This is a genomic window from Agrobacterium sp. El2ro-1b, assembly GCF_048298475.1.
Lineage (GTDB): Bacteria > Pseudomonadota > Alphaproteobacteria > Rhizobiales > Rhizobiaceae > Agrobacterium > Agrobacterium fabrum.
Genome location: NZ_CP103459.1, coordinates 1,316,072 through 1,331,286, shown reverse-complemented (window position 1 = coordinate 1,331,286; position 15,215 = coordinate 1,316,072). Strand labels below are relative to the sequence as shown.

Below are 15,215 nucleotides of genomic sequence, written 5' to 3'. Positions count from 1 at the left end.
CGAACGCATGAGAGTGTCTTCATGAGCAGAAATCTTCTACCCGTATTCGCTCTTTTATCCAGCACTCTGTTTCTTTTTCTCGGCAACGGCCTTCAGGGCCTCATCCTGCCGATGCGGGGCTCGGCGGAAGGTTACTCCAATGAGATTTTGGGCTTCCTCGGTACTTCCTGGGCGGCAGGCTTTGTCATCGGCTGCTTCGTCGCCCCCGCCATCGTGCGCCGTGCGGGGCATGTGCGGGCGTTTGGCTCCTTCGTCGCGCTGGTCTGCCTGACGGTGCTGATGACCGGCCTCGTCGTCGATGACGTCTGGTGGATCACACTGCGCGCCCTCACCGGCTTCTGCACGGCCGGCACCTCCATGATCATCGAAAGCTGGCTGAACGAACGCGCGACCAATGAGAGCCGCGGCATGATCTTTTCCCTCTACATCGCCATCACCCTGCTTGGCGTCGTGGCGGGACAGATGATCGTGCCGATGGGCGATGTCAGTAATACCTCGCTGTTCATGATCTGCGGCATCATCTATTGCGTCGCCATTCTGCCAGCGACGCTTTCCAAGGCTGCCAGTCCGCAACCCTTGCAGAAGGTCAAGCTGGATCTACCTGCCCTATATCGCAACTCGCCGGTCTCCTTCGTCGGCATCCTGATGATCGGCATCGCCAACGGCGCTTACGGCACGCTGGGTGCTGTCTTCGGCGCAAGGGCGGGGCTCGACCCGACCATGATCGCCATCATGGTTTCCGTCACGATCTTCGTCGGCGCGCTTGCCCAGTTCCCGGCGGGTCGTCTTTCGGACCGGATAGACCGTCGTTATGTCCTTGCCGGACTGGCAGGGTTAGGCGCGGTCGCGGGCCTCGCCGTTGCAGCCGTGCAGCCGCATAATGTCTATGTGCTCATCCCCATGATCGCCATTTACGGCGCCGCCGCTAACGCGCTCTATCCCATTGCGGTGGCCCATGCCAACGACTTTGCGGCGTCGGAAGACTTCGTCAAGGTATCCGGCGGCCTGCTGCTGCTTTACGGCATCGGCACCATCATCGGCCCGACGCTTGGCGGCGCGGTCATGACCTATTCCGGCCCCTATGCGCTCTTCTTCGTGACGGCGGTCGCCCATGTGCTGATAACGGCCTATGCCATCATCAGAAGCCGCCAGCGTGCCGCCCTTTCGACCGCGGAAAAGGACAATTTCTCGACGATGATGCCAACGACGCCCTCGCCGCTGGTAACGCCCGAGAGTATTGCGCTTGACCCGCGCGCGCCGCAATATCCAGACGATGACGGCGACTATGTGGAAAAAGGAGCAGGCATATGAGCCTCTTTGATGATGATCGTCCGCAAAAGCCCCGCGGACATGAAATCGGCAGCGATCTCAGCCTTCTTTCGGTGGACGAGTTGAGCGATCGAATCGAACTTTTGCAGGCGGAAATTGCCAGGCTTGAAGAAGAGAAAAAAAGGAAGTCCGCGGGCAGGCAGGCGGCGGAGAACCTGTTTCGCTCCTGACCTGGGCTTTATTAAACTGCGGCAAGACCAGCCGAGCGACATGCTGGGAGCGTAAACGCTAACCAGATTAAAGATTCTGGCGCAGTCTTTCGTTTACCATTAACCAAAAATTAAGCTTTCTGAGAGATTACTATACATGTCCAGTTCTTCTGGACCTCAGGCATCTTCTCCATACGGCGAATTGGTCTGATTTTTCTCCCTGTTTTACCTTGAGAGCCGCTTTCGCGGCTCTTTTTTTGCTGGTCGCCGCAATTCGTAAAACTGTGGGTATTAACCCTTCTTTAATAATTGCCTTGCGCATTTCAGGTAAAGATACCATCCTGAAAACACTAAAGGCCGGAACAAAATATCCCGGTCGTCGTTGCCTGACAGTGTGGTGCGTGAGCAGGGATTTAAAGAAAATGTCGGAACAGGTTTTAAATACCATAAGCTTTGCGGGTCGCGCGGCTGCGTCCAACCAGTTCAAGACCCTCTATACTGAAGGCATGACCCTGGTTGAGGAAACGGCAAGCTATCTCGATGGCGCCGGCCGCACTGCCTCAAAGGTTCTGCCGCGTATGGCGTCCGTCCTTTACGCCGCGGAATCGATGCGCCTCACCACCCGTCTGATGCAGATGGCATCCTGGCTGCTTTTGCAGCGGGCCGTCAACAATGGCGAAATGACCCGTGATCAGGTTTTGAGCGAAAAGAACAAGGTGCGGCTCGACAGCTTCAATGTCGACCGCAACGCGCCCGGCTGGAACGACCTGCCGGAATCCTTCCGCGATCTTATCGAGCGGTCGCTGCGCCTCCAGAACCGCGTTGCCCTGCTCGACCGCGAAATCTATCGCCCGGCGGAAGCGACCAAGGTGCCGGACAACGAAAACAGCGTACAGGCGCAGCTCAACCTGCTCCGCACGGCTTTCTCGATCAACTGAGAAAAGACGACTCTATCCGGACAATTTGAAAAGCAGGCTCACCGGCCTGCTTTTTTGTTTTTCCCGCCACAGTCACGGATACCGCCGCAAAAAGCGGGCAACAAAAAAGCCCGGTAAAACCGGGCTTCTTTTAAACGATCCGTCCGCAAGGGATCAGAGGCCGAGGCCGCCGAAACGCTTGTTGAACTTGGAAACGCGACCACCACGGTCCATAAGCTGCTGGTTGCCGCCCGTCCATGCCGGATGGGACTTGGGGTCGATTTCAAGGTTCATGACTGCGCCTTCCGAACCCCAGGTAGAGCGGGTTTCGTATTCGGTGCCATCGGTCATGACGACCTTGATCGTGTGATAAGCGGGATGGATATCAGCCTTCATGACAATCTTCCTGGTTAAGTGACATGCGGTCCATTTGCCGCAATTGCGTCAACTGAGCCATTTCAATAAATGAAGCCATAGACCAGATGGGCTATGGCTTCCCAATTCGATGCGGAGCCTATACATGAAGGTCGCCCAGATAACAAGAGCCTGCTATCCCCTTGTGAAAGGAGATGGCCACCGGGGCTGGAATTTTACCGGATGCCGGAAATTCACCCGCAAAAGGCCCAAAAAAGGCACTGAACGAGGAGCATAGAGGACGTGGCAGACATTGACGAGCAGAAAGCTGCGAAACAGAGAAGCCTGAAGCCGCTTCTTGGCCTGTTTCCCTATCTCAGGCGCTATCGTGGCCTGATGGCGGCAGCCCTTTTTGCGCTTGTACTTTCCTCCGCCACAACATTGGCCCTGCCGCTTGCCGTTCGCCGTATCATCGATCACGGTTTCCAGACGCCGGATGGCGGCATGATCAACAGCTATTTCGCCATGCTTCTGGCAATTGCCGTTGTCCTCGCGCTCGCCAGCGCCATGCGGTATTATTACGTGATGACCATCGGCGAAAGGGTCGTCGCCGATCTGCGCCGCGATGTCTTTGCCCACCTCACCACGCTGTCACAGCAGTTTTTCGATAGCAATCGATCCGGCGAGCTCACTTCGCGGCTGACCGCCGATACGGTGCAGATTCGTTCCGCCTTTGGTTCCTCCGCCTCGGTCGCGCTGCGCAACATCATCATGTGCTGTGGTGCTGTGGCGATGATGATCTATACCAGCCCCGGCCTTTCCGGCCTTGCGCTGCTTGCCATTCCCTTCATCGTTTTTCCGCTGATCGCCTTCGGCCGGTCCGTTCGCGCCCGCTCCCGCAATACGCAGGATACTTTGGCCAATTCCGCCGCCTATGCTTCGGAAACGATCGCGGCAAGCCGCACCGTACAGTCCTTCAATGCCGAGGCGCTGGCGAATGCCCGTTACGGCGCCTCCGTGGAAGCCGCTTACCAGGGCGCACGCGCGGCGATCGGCGCCCGTTCCATCCTGACTGCCGTCGCCATCGCTCTTGTTTTCGGCAGCGTTGTCGGCATTCTCTGGTATGGCGCGCAGAATGTTCTGGCGGGCAGCATGACCGCGGGTACGCTTGGACAGTTCGTGCTGTACTCCGTCATCGCAGCCAGTGGCCTCGGCCAGCTTTCGGAAGTCTGGGGTGAACTCGCGCAGGCGGGCGGCGCGGCCGAAAGGCTTTCCGAGCTGTTGAATGAACGCTCACCCGTTGCAGAGCCTGCAGTCCCCGTCGCCATGCCGCAACCACCGCTAGGCGAGGCGGAATTCGACAATGTCGATTTCGTCTATCCACTCGCAACAGGGCGGCCGATTGTCTCCGGCCTCTCCTTGAAGGTCGCCGCCGGCGAAACCGTCGCCATCGTCGGCCCTTCCGGTGCCGGAAAAAGCACGGTCTTTTCGCTGCTGATGCGGTTTTACGATCCCCAGCAGGGCCGCATCACCATCGATGGCGTGGATATCCGCAACGTCAGCCTTGCCGATCTGCGCGCACGGCTCTCCATCGTACCGCAGGATGTCGCGATCTTCGCCTCCTCCATCCACGACAATATCGCCTTTGGCCGGCCCGAAGCAACACGCGAGGAGGTGCGCGCCGCCGCCATCGCCGCGCAGGCCGACGGCTTCATCGAGCGTCTCGGCGATGGTTACGATACGCAGGTGGGTGAGCGCGGTGTGACGCTCTCGGGCGGCCAGCGGCAGCGCATCGCCATCGCTCGCGCCATTCTGCGCGATGCACCGATCCTGCTGCTTGATGAAGCGACCTCGGCACTGGATGCGGAAAGCGAGACGCTGGTGCAGAAGGCGCTTGATGAGCTGATGAAAACCCGCACCACCATCGTCATCGCCCACCGCCTCGCCACCGTGCTGAAGGCGGATCGCATTCTGGTGATGGATGAGGGCCGTATCATCGAGGAAGGCACGCATCAGAGCCTCATTCGCCAGAATGGCCTTTATGCCCGCCTCGCCCGGCTGCAATTCCAGACCGGACCGGACGAATTGCGCGCCCAGGCCTGATCTAGAGCATTTCCATCAAAACTGTACTCGGTTTTGGGTCCGGAAATGCGCAAAAACAATGAGTTAGAGCAATGGAGGTGAAAAAGCTATTCACCGGAACTGCTCTAGCCCAGCACTTTGCGTCCCGCAACGCGGCCTGAAAACAGGCAGCCGCCAAGGAATGTGCCCTCCAGCGCGTTGTAACCATGCATACCGCCGCCGCCGAAACCGGCCACCTCCCCGGCGGCATGAAGCCCCGGCACCGGTTGACCGGCGGCATCCAGCACCCGCGCCTCAAGGTCGGTGTGCAGGCCTCCAAGCGTCTTGCGCGTCAGCACATGCAGGCGCACAGCAATCAACGGTCCCCTTGCCCGATCAAGCAGCCGGTGCGGTTTCGCCGTCCGCATCAGCCGGTCACCGAGATAACGGCGCGCGCCATGGATTGCCGTTACCTGCGCATCCTTGCTGAAGCCGTTTTCAATTTCGCGGTCCCGCGCTTCTATCTGCCGTCGGATGTGATCGATGTTGAGCCGATTACCGCCGATGGCATTCATTCCCGCCACCAACTCCTCCAGCGTGTCGCGAACAACAAAATCCTCGCCCCGCTCCATGAAAGCTCGCACCGGCCCCGGTGGCTCCTTGCCCAGCCGCTTCAACAACAGCCGCACATCCTTGCCCGTCAGATCAGGATTTTGCTCGGAGCCTGAAAGCGCGAATTCCTTCTTGATGATCGCCTTGGTCAGAATGAACCAGCTGTGGCTGCTGCCACGCTCGCCCAGCATCTTCAGCGTACCGAGCGTATCGAAGCCCGGCATTGCGGGAGCTTCCAGCCGGTTGCCATCCGCGTCGCACCAGAAGGATGACGGGCCTGGCAGAATACGGATACCGTGGTTCGGCCAGATCGGATCGTGATTCTTCACGCCCTCGGTATAGTGCCACATGCGATCCCGATTGATGACGGCTCCACCCGCCACCTCGGTGATGCCGATCATGCGGCCATCCACATGGGCAGGCACGCCACAGACCATATTTTCCGGCGGCCTGCCCAGCCGCTCCACCGGCCAGTTCCGCCGCACCAGTTCCCGATTACCACCGATGCCACCGGAACTGATGATGACTGCGGAGGCAGAAAAACGGAAGTTGCCCTCAAGCTCACGGCTGCTTTTTTGACCACGAAGAACCAGATCAGCGGCGAGCACGACGCCGGAAATGCCGGTAATCCGGCCGTCGGTCGTTTCCAGACGGTCGACCTGATGGCGGAAGCGGAAGGTCAATCGACCACTCGCCACTATCTCCTGCGCTTTCTTGACGAACGGCGCCAGCACGCCGGGACCGGTGCCCCATGTGACATGAAAGCGTGGAACGGAATTGCCGTGACCGTGCGCCAAAGAGCCGCCGCGCTCAGCCCAGCCGACCACGGGAAACCAGCGCATGCCCATGCGGTGCAGCCATTCGCGTTTCTCACCGGCGGCAAAATCGAGATAGTTCTCAGCCCAACGGCGCGGCCAATGATCCTCGGGGCGATCGAAACCGGCCGAACCGAACCAGTCCTGCCGGGCCAGATCGAGACTGTCGCGCACCCGCATCCGGCGCTGCTCGGGACTATCGACGAAAAACAGCCCGCCCAGCGACCAGAAGGCCTGGCCTCCGAGATTTTGCTCGCCCTCCTGATCCACAACACAGACGTTGAAACCACGCTCCGCCGCCTCGGTGGCCGCCACCAGCCCCGCAAGTCCCGCGCCGACGACAATCACATCATAGCGTTCCATCAGCCCCTCCCAGATATGACGGAATTACTTTTACGCGAACGTAAATTTACTTTCGCCAGAAGGCAACGGCCACGATGCGGACCCGTAATTCAGCGCTCGGTCAGCTTGAGTTCGATGCGACGGTTCTGCTGGCGCGCTTCCGGCGAGTCACCTTCGGCGATCGGCTGATATTCGCCGAAACCGGCGGCAACCAGCCGGTTTGCCGGTACGCCCTTGGAAATCAGGAATTTCACCACCGATGTCGCGCGGGCAGAAGAAAGCTCCCAATTGTCGCGGTAACGCCCGGAACCGGTAAGCTGGACATTATCCGTATGGCCATCCACGCGCAGCACCCAGTTGATCTCCGCCGGAATTTCCTTGGCGAGATCGAGCAACGCGGTCGCCAGCTTCGCCATTTCCGCCTGCCCTTCCGGGTTGAGGTCATTGCCGCCGGACGGGAACAGCACCTCCGACTGGAATACGAAACGGTCACCGACGATGCGGATGTTTTCGCGGTCAGAGAGGATTTCCCGCAGCCGCCCGAAGAAGTCCGAGCGATAACGGTTCAACTCCTGCACGCGCTGCGCCAGCGCGACATTAAGGCGGCGGCCGAGATCGGCGATCTTGACCTGGGACGAGGTATCCTTGGCCTCCGATGCCTGCAGGGCGGCTTCGACGGAAGCGATCTGCGCCCTCAGCGCCGCGATCTGCTGGTTCAGCAATTCGATCTGCGAGGAGGCTCGCGCATTGGCCTGTTTCTGGTTGTCAAGTTCGCCGGTCAGGCTGCCAATCCGGGCATTCGCGCTGGCATTATTGCCCGAACCCGCATCGAGAAGTGCCTGCAGGCGCGAACGCTCGTTTTCCGACGCTGCAAGGGTCGATTGCAGGCTCGCAAGCGCGTCCTCAACATCCTGCTTGTTGCCTTTTTCCATCGCCAGAAGCTCGGTCAATTCGGCAATCTGGCTATTAAGGCGGGTCAGCACCTCGTCCTTGCCGGTAATTTCCCGCGACAGCACGAATTGCGCCAGCACGAAAACCGTCAGCAGAAACATAATGGCCATGAGCAGCGTCGACAGCGCATCGACGAAACCCGGCCAATAGTCCACACCCCTGTCGCGGCGGCGATTGCGCGCAAGCGCCATGGCTACTCGCTCCCGTTATCGTGCCGGGTACGTCCGGGGGATTTCGTGTCACCGTCGATCCGCGCCGACAGACGGTCGAGCGTGCGGCGGAGCGATTTCGACTCTTCCTGCTGCGCCTCGATCCAGTCCCGCAGCATCTGCTGTTCACTGCGCATGTTCTTGACGAGGCCCTGAATGCCCTCGGCAAGGCTGGTCATCGCCGCCAGCGACCGTTCGGTGCTGACCACGGCGCCCGGCTCCGCGGCATTGTACTCCCTCGGCCCCTCGACCGAGGTATCCGTTACCGATGACAGCCAGTTTTCGAGCTGGGTGTAAAAACGGTTCTGGGCACGGCCGGCCTGAAGATCGAGAAAACCGAGAATAAGCGAACCCGAAAGACCAAGCAGCGAGGAGGAGAATGCTGTTCCCATACCCGCCAGCGGGGCGGTAAGACCGGTCTTAAGGGAGCCCAGAATATCGTTGCTGTCGCCAGCACTCGGATCGAGCGACTGGATGACATTGCTGATGGCGCCGATGGTGCCGATCAGGCCCCAGAAGGTGCCGAGCAGGCCGAGAAATACCAGCAGGCCAACGAGATAACGCGATGTGTCACGCGATTCATCAAGTCGTGTCGCGATGGAATCGAGGATCGTGCGCTGCGTGACGGTGGACAGCCGGACTTCGCCGCGCTTGCCGATCAGCGTGCTCATCGGCGCCAGCAGTTTTGGTGCACGGCCGACCTTTTCGACGCTGCCGGCGGCGCGGAAGGCGTTGAACCAGCGAACTTCCGAACGCAGGCTCATGGTCTGCGTAAAAACAAGGATGATGCCGATGACGAGCACGCCGAGAATGAAGCCGTTGAGCCCCGGATTGGTCATGAAGGCGGTGTGCGCCTGCCGATAGAGAATGGCCGCAAGAAAGCCGACGAGGATCAGGAACAGAACCATCGTCCAGAGAAAGGGTGTGGGGCTGGACAGCTTGTGGCTGTATTGCCGCGTGGTCACCGGTTTCTCGACACCAAGATCGAGCAGCTCCGAATCCGCCATAACGTTCGCATTCCCTCTGGTCACGTATCAAGCGGAAGCTATTTGAAAATTGCGACGATTTGAAGCGAAAAGCCGGTCTTTCGTCACAGGCATTTTAGGAAAATGAATGAGTACCCGGCAACGGAAAACGAAAACGCCCGGCGAAAATTCACCGGGCGTCTAAAACTTGCTAAAAACGGCAGGTTATCTGCCAAAAATGCATCAGCGACCCGGTATCGGACGGTTGGCGACCTCGACGAGTGCCTTGTGGATATATTCGTTACCTGCAGCAACACTGCCGGTGCCGAAGATATCCGTGCCGCCCTTTGCGTCGGACGCGAAGCCGCCGGCTTCACGAATCAGCACCAGACCTGCGGCGACGTCCCAGGGCGAAAGGTCTGCTTCCCAGTAACCGTCGAAACGGCCGGCCGCGACATAAGCGAGATCGAGCGACGCTGCGCCCATTCGGCGGATGCCGGCTGCTTCGCCCATGACATGGCGAAGCTCGACCAGGAACTTGCCATGATTGCCACGGCCAAGATGCGGCACGCCGCAGCCGATGACGCAATCGGTCAGCGCCTTGCGTGCGGCAACGCGGATGCGACGATCATTGAGGAACGCGCCGCCGCCGCGCTCGGCGGTGTAGAGTTCGTCGGTGGCCGGGTTAAATATCACGCCGGCAACAATTTCGCCGTTCCGCTCCAGCGCGATGGAAACCGCGAAATGCGGAATGCCGTGCAGGAAGTTGGTGGTGCCATCGAGCGGATCGACGATCCAGCGATGTGCGCCGTCGGTGCCCTTTTCCTCGCCGCCTTCCTCGCCCAGGAAGTCATAGGTCGGGCGGGCCTTCATCAGTTCCTCGCGCACGATCTTTTCGGCTTTGAGGTCTGCCTGAGAAACGAAGTCGCTCGGTCCCTTGACCGAAACCTGAAGGTTCTGCACTTCACCGAAGTCACGCGACAAAGACTTACCCGCCTTGATGGCGGCCTGAACCATGACATTGAGAAGGGCTGAACGGGCCATCGAATTTGTTTCCTGGAAAGCTCGCGAACCGCCCGCAAGCTTGCCGGGCAGGAACGTCATTATTTTCTTGAATTGAAAGTTTGCGGTTCAAGACCACAAAACGCGCGGAAATTCAAGGCAAAAAGCCCGAATGAGAATGTGGGCGGCGAAGGAAAGGCGGCTCTTCACGTCGGGCGGAAACGATTTGCCGCTTCGATCGCCTTTTTCTGCTGCTCGTCGGTGATGCCGAGATAGAAGTCTTCCAACCTCGGATCCTTCAAACCGGCGCGGCGGGAAAGCACATACCACTTGGCCGCCTCCACCGGATCCGGCCGGGTGCCGAGCGCCTGAACGTAAAGATGCGCCACCTTGTTCTGCGCAACGACATTGCCGCGCTGTGCCGCGCCATACAGCCAGCGGAAGCCCTCATCCAGATTGCGCTCACCGCCGAAACCATTGATCAGCCAGATGCCGAGATCGACCTGCGCCGTATCATAACCCGCCTTTGCCGCCCGCATCAGCCAGTCCCGCGCCTTGGACTTTTTGTCAGTGGGCACATCCTTGACCGACCAGTAAATCTGCGACACCGCATATTGCGCGTCGGCAATGCCCTGCTCGGCGGATTTTTCATAAAACGGCAAGGCCATCAAGAGCCCCTTGGCGCCGGGATTTTCCGACACCAGAATCTGGCCCCAGTTGAACTGGGCAGAGGCATTGCCTGCTTCCGCCGCACGCCGCATGAAATCGTCGGCCTTCGCCTTGTCGCGGGTGACGAACTTGCCTTCCATCAGGATCAGCGCAAATTTGAACATGGCGACGGGATCGCCGCCGTCAGCCGCCTGCTGATACCAGAAAGCGGCAGTCTTTTCGTCGCGGGCGATACCGAGGCCACGAGACATCATTTCCGCCACCAGAGTCTGTGCGGACGCATCACCGTTCTGCGCGCGGGTCAGCGCCTTGTCCAGCGCCTGGACATATTCACCGCGCTGGAAATGGCCATAGGCTTCGTCCACCCGGCCTTTGAATTCCTTTTCCGGCGGCAGAGCCGGCAGATCCGCGCCCATGCGCTGATAAACGTTGACGCCGGAAGACGGCTCAAGATCCTTCTGCTCTTCCGATTGCACCCGGCCCTGTCGGGTAGGCTGGGCCTCATTTTCCAGCTGGCGGGACATGGCATTGCTTTCGCTCTGCGGTCCCGACTGGGCAAAGGCGACACCAGCAGGCGCGCCGAAAGCGAGCGCCAACAGCGAAACGGAAAGGCAGAGAGGAACCGAGCGCATGAACATCGCCTGTATCAACCGCCAAACCGTGGCGCTTTTTCGTCAAGCAAAGCGTTGATTTCGGAAACGGCCTGGGCAGCGCCGGACGCATTGTCGAAAACGCCGCTGCGCATTGCCACGAATTCCACGCCGGTTTCGGAAACGGCAACCACCGACGACGGATCCGTGCCGCCCATGACGATGGCCGGGATTTCGATCATCGACGCCCACCACTCGCCGAGCGCCAGATTTTTGGGATGCGCCTCCGGCTTGATGTCGCCTTCCAGCTTTCCAAAAAAGACGTAGTCCGGATTGGACTCACCCATTTCCAGCGCCTTGTGGCGATCATCGGCATTGCCGCCGCCGACGATCAGCTTCGGCGTGAAGTTTTCCACCGCCTCAGCAAGCGCCTCGGCATTGCCCCCCACATGCAGGCCATCCGCCTTCACCCGGCTAGCCGTGCGGCTGTCGCCGGCGATGAGGGCGGCCGCACCGGCGGCCTGGACGATCGGCACAATCAATTCGGCCCATTTCTGGAAAGCGGCGTCATCCAGACCGTATTGCGGAATGATGACCGAAGCGACATCGCCGCCCCGCAATGCGTCTTCCACCTCTGTCACCTGCTTTTGCGCATCGTCCCTTTGCGGAACGATCAGGACAAGGCGGCAACGGTCTTCAACAATGCTCATCGTTTCGTCCATTTCAGGCAGAGGACGCTTATGGCGCGATCTGCACTCGTTTTCATATGACAAATCCGATAAACCGGACCGGCGAAAGGATCAACCATACATCCATGCTGACCGATTTTCATTTTTATCTCGTCGCCATCCCCGCAGTCGTGCTTGTCGGCCTTTCCAAGGGGGGGCTTGGCGGTGCACTGGCGCTGATGGGCGTGCCGCTGATGGCGCTTGCCGTTTCGCCCGTGCAGGCGGCAGCGATCTTCCTCCCGATCCTGATCGTCATGGATTTTGTGGCTCTCTGGGCGTGGCGACACCACAACCACCGAGAAACGCTGCTTATCATGCTGCCCGGCGCCATCGCCGGCATCGCGCTCGGCTGGGCGACATCAAGCCTCATTTCCGCAAACGCCATGCGACTCGTCGTCGCCTCGGTCACGATACTGTTCGTGCTACGTTATTTTTATGAGAGCTTCAAAAGTCGAAGAGGCCAGGAAATCCCGGCCAAACCGCAAAGACCGGCTGCCGCGACGCTCTGGTCCAGCCTGTCCGGTTACGCAAGCTTCGTCGCCCATGCGGGCGGCCCGCCTTTCCAGATCTACGTTCTGCCGCTGAAGCTCGATCCAAAGACCTATACCGGCATGAGCGTGCGTTTCTTCGCCATCATGAACGCGATCAAGCTCATCCCCTATTTCGCGCTCGGCGCGCTCGACGCCACGAACCTCAAGACCTCGGCCAGCCTGCTACCGGTGGCCATGCTGGCGACGCTCGCCGGTGCAAGGGTGGTGAAATATCTGAAACCGGCCGTGTTCTACCCGTTAATGTATTCCATGGCGCTGATTGCAGCGCTGAAACTGCTGTGGGACGGATTGCCGTTCTAAATCCGGCAATAAAAAGCTCTGGCAGCAGGTTTTCGCCGCCAGAGCTCAAAAGGCTCAGACCGCCGGCCCTTCATTTGTCGAGGGCCGGCGATCTGACATAAATCAATGTCTCGTTGAGGCCTTGAGCCTCTGCAGCTCATCCTTCAGGCGCAGTTTTCGACGTTTAAGGTCCGCGATCTCTTTGTCGTCAGACGACGGGGAAGCAAGAATACTCTCGAGCTCCTCCTCCAGAGCACCGTGTTTCTTTTCGAGCGATGCAATATGAGCCTGAATGGTCATGCGGCACGTCCTTCCTTTTTGAACCTACCTCCAGCTCTCCATCGCTGGAGTTTCAGGTTTACGACGGCAATGTGACATGGATCGCGCCGCTTGTCGAAGGCGAAATGAAGGCAATATGTGGGCAATTTGGTCGCAACGGATAACTTCCCGTTACCGCGATTTGATGATAGAGGCTCGTGAACGATCACATACGCGCCGGAGCTGATCCGGCGGCATAAAATGGGGATGACGAGATGCCCGATCAGGACCAGGCGGACATCAGGCTCACGCTGGCGCGGTTGCGCCAGGAGCATGAGGATTATGACGCGGCGATCAACGCGATGATCCAGACCAGCTGCGATGCGCTGAGAATACAACGCATGAAAAAGAAGAAGCTGGCCGTCAAGGACAAGATGACCCAGATCGAAGATCAGGTCATTCCCGATATCATCGCCTGAGCCGGAGAGATTACGTGACAGCAGAAACGCCCCCCGTCGCCATCATCATGGGCAGCCAGTCCGACTGGGAAACCATGAAGAACGCCGCCGATACGCTGGATGCGCTCGACGTGGAATATGAAGCCCGCATCATTTCCGCCCACCGCACCCCGGACCGGCTTTATGACTTTGCCAATGGCGCAAAGGACGAGGGCTTCAAGGTCATCATCGCCGGTGCGGGCGGTGCCGCCCACCTGCCGGGCATGACGGCCGCCATGACCCCGCTTCCCGTCTTCGGGGTTCCGGTTCAGTCGAAGACCATGTCCGGTCAGGACAGCCTCTATTCCATCGTGCAGATGCCCGCCGGCATTCCCGTCGGCACGCTCGCTATCGGCAAGGCCGGCGCCATCAATGCCGCCCTTCTGGCTGCTGCGGTCCTGGCGCTCAGCGACGAGGACCTGGCCGACCGGCTGGATGCCTGGCGTACCCGCCAGTCGGCTGCCGTCGCGGAATATCCGATGGACAGCGCCCAGTGACGAAAAACGAGATGGCAAAGACGAATAACCTGACCATCGGCATCATCGGCGGCGGGCAGCTCGGCCGGATGCTGGCCATGGCCGCGGCCCGCCTCAACCACCGCACCATCGTGCTGGAGCCGCAGGCCGATTGTCCGGCAGCGCAGGTTTGCAACGACCAGATCGTCGCGGAATATGACGACGAAAAGGCTCTTGCCGAACTCGCAAGCCGTTGCGATGTCGTGACCTACGAATTCGAAAACGTGCCTGTCGCAGCCGCCGAAAAACTCAGCGCCTCCGTGCCCGTCTACCCGCCGGCGCAGGCGCTCAACGCCTCCCAGGACCGGTTGACGGAAAAACGCTTCCTCAACGGCTGCGGGATTCCGACCGCCGATTTTCGCGCCGTGGACAGCCAGGACGAGCTGGAAGCCGCTCTCGCCGCTTTCGGCGGCAAGGGTGTGCTGAAAACCCGCCGTATGGGTTATGACGGCAAGGGCCAGCGTCTCTTCCGTGGCGGCGAAGACCTCACAGGGGCCTTTGCGGCGCTCGGCGGCGTGCCGCTGATCCTCGAAAGTTTCGTCGCCTTCGAGCGGGAAGTTTCGATCATCGCCGCCCGTTTCAAGGATGGCACCGTCACCTGTTACGATCCAGCCGAGAACGTCCATCTGAACGGTATTCTGCACACATCGACGGTGCCGGCAGCACTTTCGGATGCCGCAAAGGCTGTCGCCGTGCAATCGGCGGAAAAGCTTCTCGCCGCGCTCGATTATGTCGGCGTCATCGGCATCGAATTTTTCGTCCTGCCGGATGGTTCTCTGGTTGCCAATGAAATGGCGCCGCGTGTCCACAATACCGGCCACTGGACGGAAGCCGCCTGCGTGATCTCGCAGTTCGAGCAGCATATTCGGGCCGTGTCTGGCCTTGCCCCCGGCAGAACGGATCGCCATTCCGATTGCGTGATGACGAACCTGATCGGCGACGACATCAACGACGTGCCCGCATGGCTGTCGAAAAAAGACTGTCTCGTGCATCTCTATGGCAAGACCGAAGCAAGGCCTGGCCGTAAGATGGGCCATGTGACCGAGCTTCTGCACACAGGAAAAGCCTAGTCTTTTAGGGCAAAGGCACGGCCAAGTGTTGACAGGCAGGGCTCAAACAGGTATCTGCCTGCCAACCGAAAAGAGCGCGCCCCGTTGCGCGCTTTTGATTGTTTGAATAGCACGGCAAAAGCCATGCAAAACTGCGGACCAGTAAAATGAAAATCAAGAATTCGCTTAAAGCGCTTAAGGCCCGTCATCGCGATAACCGCCTGGTTCGCCGCAAGGGCCGCGTCTACATCATCAACAAGCAGAATCCGCGTTTCAAGGCTCGTCAGGGCTGATTGATCGCGACTGCGGTTCGCGATTGAACTTGCGGATCACTTTGTTGACAGTGAAGAAGTTTGCATTTGATATTGGGCGC

General features: G+C 59.5%; 17 protein-coding genes. 9 read left to right on the top strand and 8 right to left on the bottom strand.

Features of this window, described 5'->3' with window-relative positions:
* Window positions 1-21 precede the first annotated feature (21 nt).
* The 3 genes from NYR50_RS20310 to NYR50_RS20300 all read left to right on the top strand — a co-directional run bounded on the left by NYR50_RS20310 (window position 22) and on the right by NYR50_RS20300 (window position 2,416).
* Window positions 22-1,311: an MFS transporter gene (locus NYR50_RS20310; RefSeq protein ID WP_174010240.1), complete on the top strand. Its 1,290-nt coding sequence runs from the start codon at window positions 22-24 to the stop codon at window positions 1,309-1,311.
* On the top strand, window positions 1,308-1,499 hold the full coding sequence (locus tag NYR50_RS20305; protein ID WP_174010242.1) for a DUF1192 domain-containing protein: 192 nt from the start codon (window positions 1,308-1,310) through the stop codon (window positions 1,497-1,499). Before NYR50_RS20310 ends, NYR50_RS20305 begins: the two co-directional genes overlap by 4 nt.
* A 401-nt stretch (window positions 1,500-1,900) precedes the next feature.
* A complete protein-coding gene (locus NYR50_RS20300) occupies window positions 1,901-2,416 on the top strand; it encodes a DUF1465 family protein (RefSeq protein WP_006314720.1) in 516 nt (171 codons plus the stop codon).
* Window positions 2,417-2,569: 153 nt separating this feature from the next.
* Here NYR50_RS20300 and rpmE read toward each other — a convergent pair whose 3' ends face one another.
* The gene (rpmE, locus tag NYR50_RS20295; protein WP_003506183.1) at window positions 2,570-2,791 is read right to left on the bottom strand and encodes a 50S ribosomal protein L31; all 222 of its coding nucleotides are present in this window, start codon (window positions 2,789-2,791) and stop codon (window positions 2,570-2,572) included.
* A 261-nt stretch (window positions 2,792-3,052) separates the two neighbouring features.
* On the opposite strand from rpmE, the gene NYR50_RS20290 reads away from it, so the two are divergent.
* A complete protein-coding gene (locus tag NYR50_RS20290; protein WP_174010244.1) occupies window positions 3,053-4,852 on the top strand; it encodes an ABC transporter transmembrane domain-containing protein in 1,800 nt (599 codons plus the stop codon).
* Window positions 4,853-4,956: 104 nt separating this feature from the next.
* Here the strand turns inward: NYR50_RS20290 and NYR50_RS20285 are convergent, their stop codons facing one another.
* From NYR50_RS20285 to NYR50_RS20260, 6 genes are all read right to left on the bottom strand, one after another.
* Window positions 4,957-6,600: an FAD-binding dehydrogenase gene (locus tag NYR50_RS20285; protein ID WP_418137991.1), complete on the bottom strand. Its 1,644-nt coding sequence runs from the start codon at window positions 6,598-6,600 to the stop codon at window positions 4,957-4,959.
* Window positions 6,601-6,689: 89 nt separating this feature from the next.
* The gene (locus tag NYR50_RS20280; RefSeq protein ID WP_418137990.1) at window positions 6,690-7,721 is read right to left on the bottom strand and encodes a peptidoglycan -binding protein; all 1,032 of its coding nucleotides are present in this window, start codon (window positions 7,719-7,721) and stop codon (window positions 6,690-6,692) included.
* 2 nt (window positions 7,722-7,723) lie between these two features.
* Window positions 7,724-8,746 carry a flagellar motor protein MotA gene (locus NYR50_RS20275; RefSeq protein WP_174010249.1) on the bottom strand — a complete coding sequence of 341 codons (1,023 nt, stop codon included), beginning with the start codon at window positions 8,744-8,746 and terminating at the stop codon, window positions 7,724-7,726.
* A 201-nt stretch (window positions 8,747-8,947) separates the two neighbouring features.
* Window positions 8,948-9,748, bottom strand: a complete 801-nt coding sequence (locus NYR50_RS20270) for an inositol monophosphatase family protein (RefSeq protein ID WP_006314713.1) — start codon at window positions 9,746-9,748, stop codon at window positions 8,948-8,950.
* Window positions 9,749-9,912: 164 nt separating this feature from the next.
* Window positions 9,913-11,013, bottom strand: coding sequence for a tetratricopeptide repeat protein (locus NYR50_RS20265; protein WP_174010252.1), 1,101 nt, complete (start codon window positions 11,011-11,013; stop codon window positions 9,913-9,915).
* A gap of 8 nt (window positions 11,014-11,021) precedes the next feature.
* A complete protein-coding gene (locus NYR50_RS20260; RefSeq protein WP_174010253.1) occupies window positions 11,022-11,675 on the bottom strand; it encodes a thiamine phosphate synthase in 654 nt (217 codons plus the stop codon).
* Window positions 11,676-11,779: 104 nt separating this feature from the next.
* Between NYR50_RS20260 and NYR50_RS20255 the strand changes: the two genes are divergently transcribed.
* Window positions 11,780-12,544, top strand: a complete 765-nt coding sequence (locus NYR50_RS20255) for a sulfite exporter TauE/SafE family protein (protein WP_418137989.1) — start codon at window positions 11,780-11,782, stop codon at window positions 12,542-12,544.
* A 102-nt stretch (window positions 12,545-12,646) separates the two neighbouring features.
* On the opposite strand, the gene NYR50_RS20250 is transcribed toward NYR50_RS20255, so the two are convergent.
* On the bottom strand, window positions 12,647-12,823 hold the full coding sequence (locus tag NYR50_RS20250; RefSeq protein ID WP_006314700.1) for a YdcH family protein: 177 nt from the start codon (window positions 12,821-12,823) through the stop codon (window positions 12,647-12,649).
* A gap of 233 nt (window positions 12,824-13,056) precedes the next feature.
* Between NYR50_RS20250 and NYR50_RS20245 the strand changes: the two genes are divergently transcribed.
* From NYR50_RS20245 to ykgO, 4 genes are all read left to right on the top strand, one after another.
* A complete protein-coding gene (locus NYR50_RS20245; protein ID WP_006314698.1) occupies window positions 13,057-13,260 on the top strand; it encodes a YdcH family protein in 204 nt (67 codons plus the stop codon).
* A gap of 47 nt (window positions 13,261-13,307) precedes the next feature.
* On the top strand, window positions 13,308-13,775 hold the full coding sequence (gene purE, locus NYR50_RS20240) for a 5-(carboxyamino)imidazole ribonucleotide mutase (RefSeq protein ID WP_418138281.1): 468 nt from the start codon (window positions 13,308-13,310) through the stop codon (window positions 13,773-13,775).
* An 11-nt stretch (window positions 13,776-13,786) separates the two neighbouring features.
* Entirely contained in the window at window positions 13,787-14,863 is a 1,077-nt protein-coding gene (locus NYR50_RS20235) for a 5-(carboxyamino)imidazole ribonucleotide synthase (protein WP_418137988.1), read from the top strand.
* A gap of 146 nt (window positions 14,864-15,009) precedes the next feature.
* Window positions 15,010-15,135, top strand: a complete 126-nt coding sequence (ykgO, locus tag NYR50_RS20230; RefSeq protein WP_003497670.1) for a type B 50S ribosomal protein L36 — start codon at window positions 15,010-15,012, stop codon at window positions 15,133-15,135.
* Window positions 15,136-15,215: the final 80 nt, after the last annotated feature.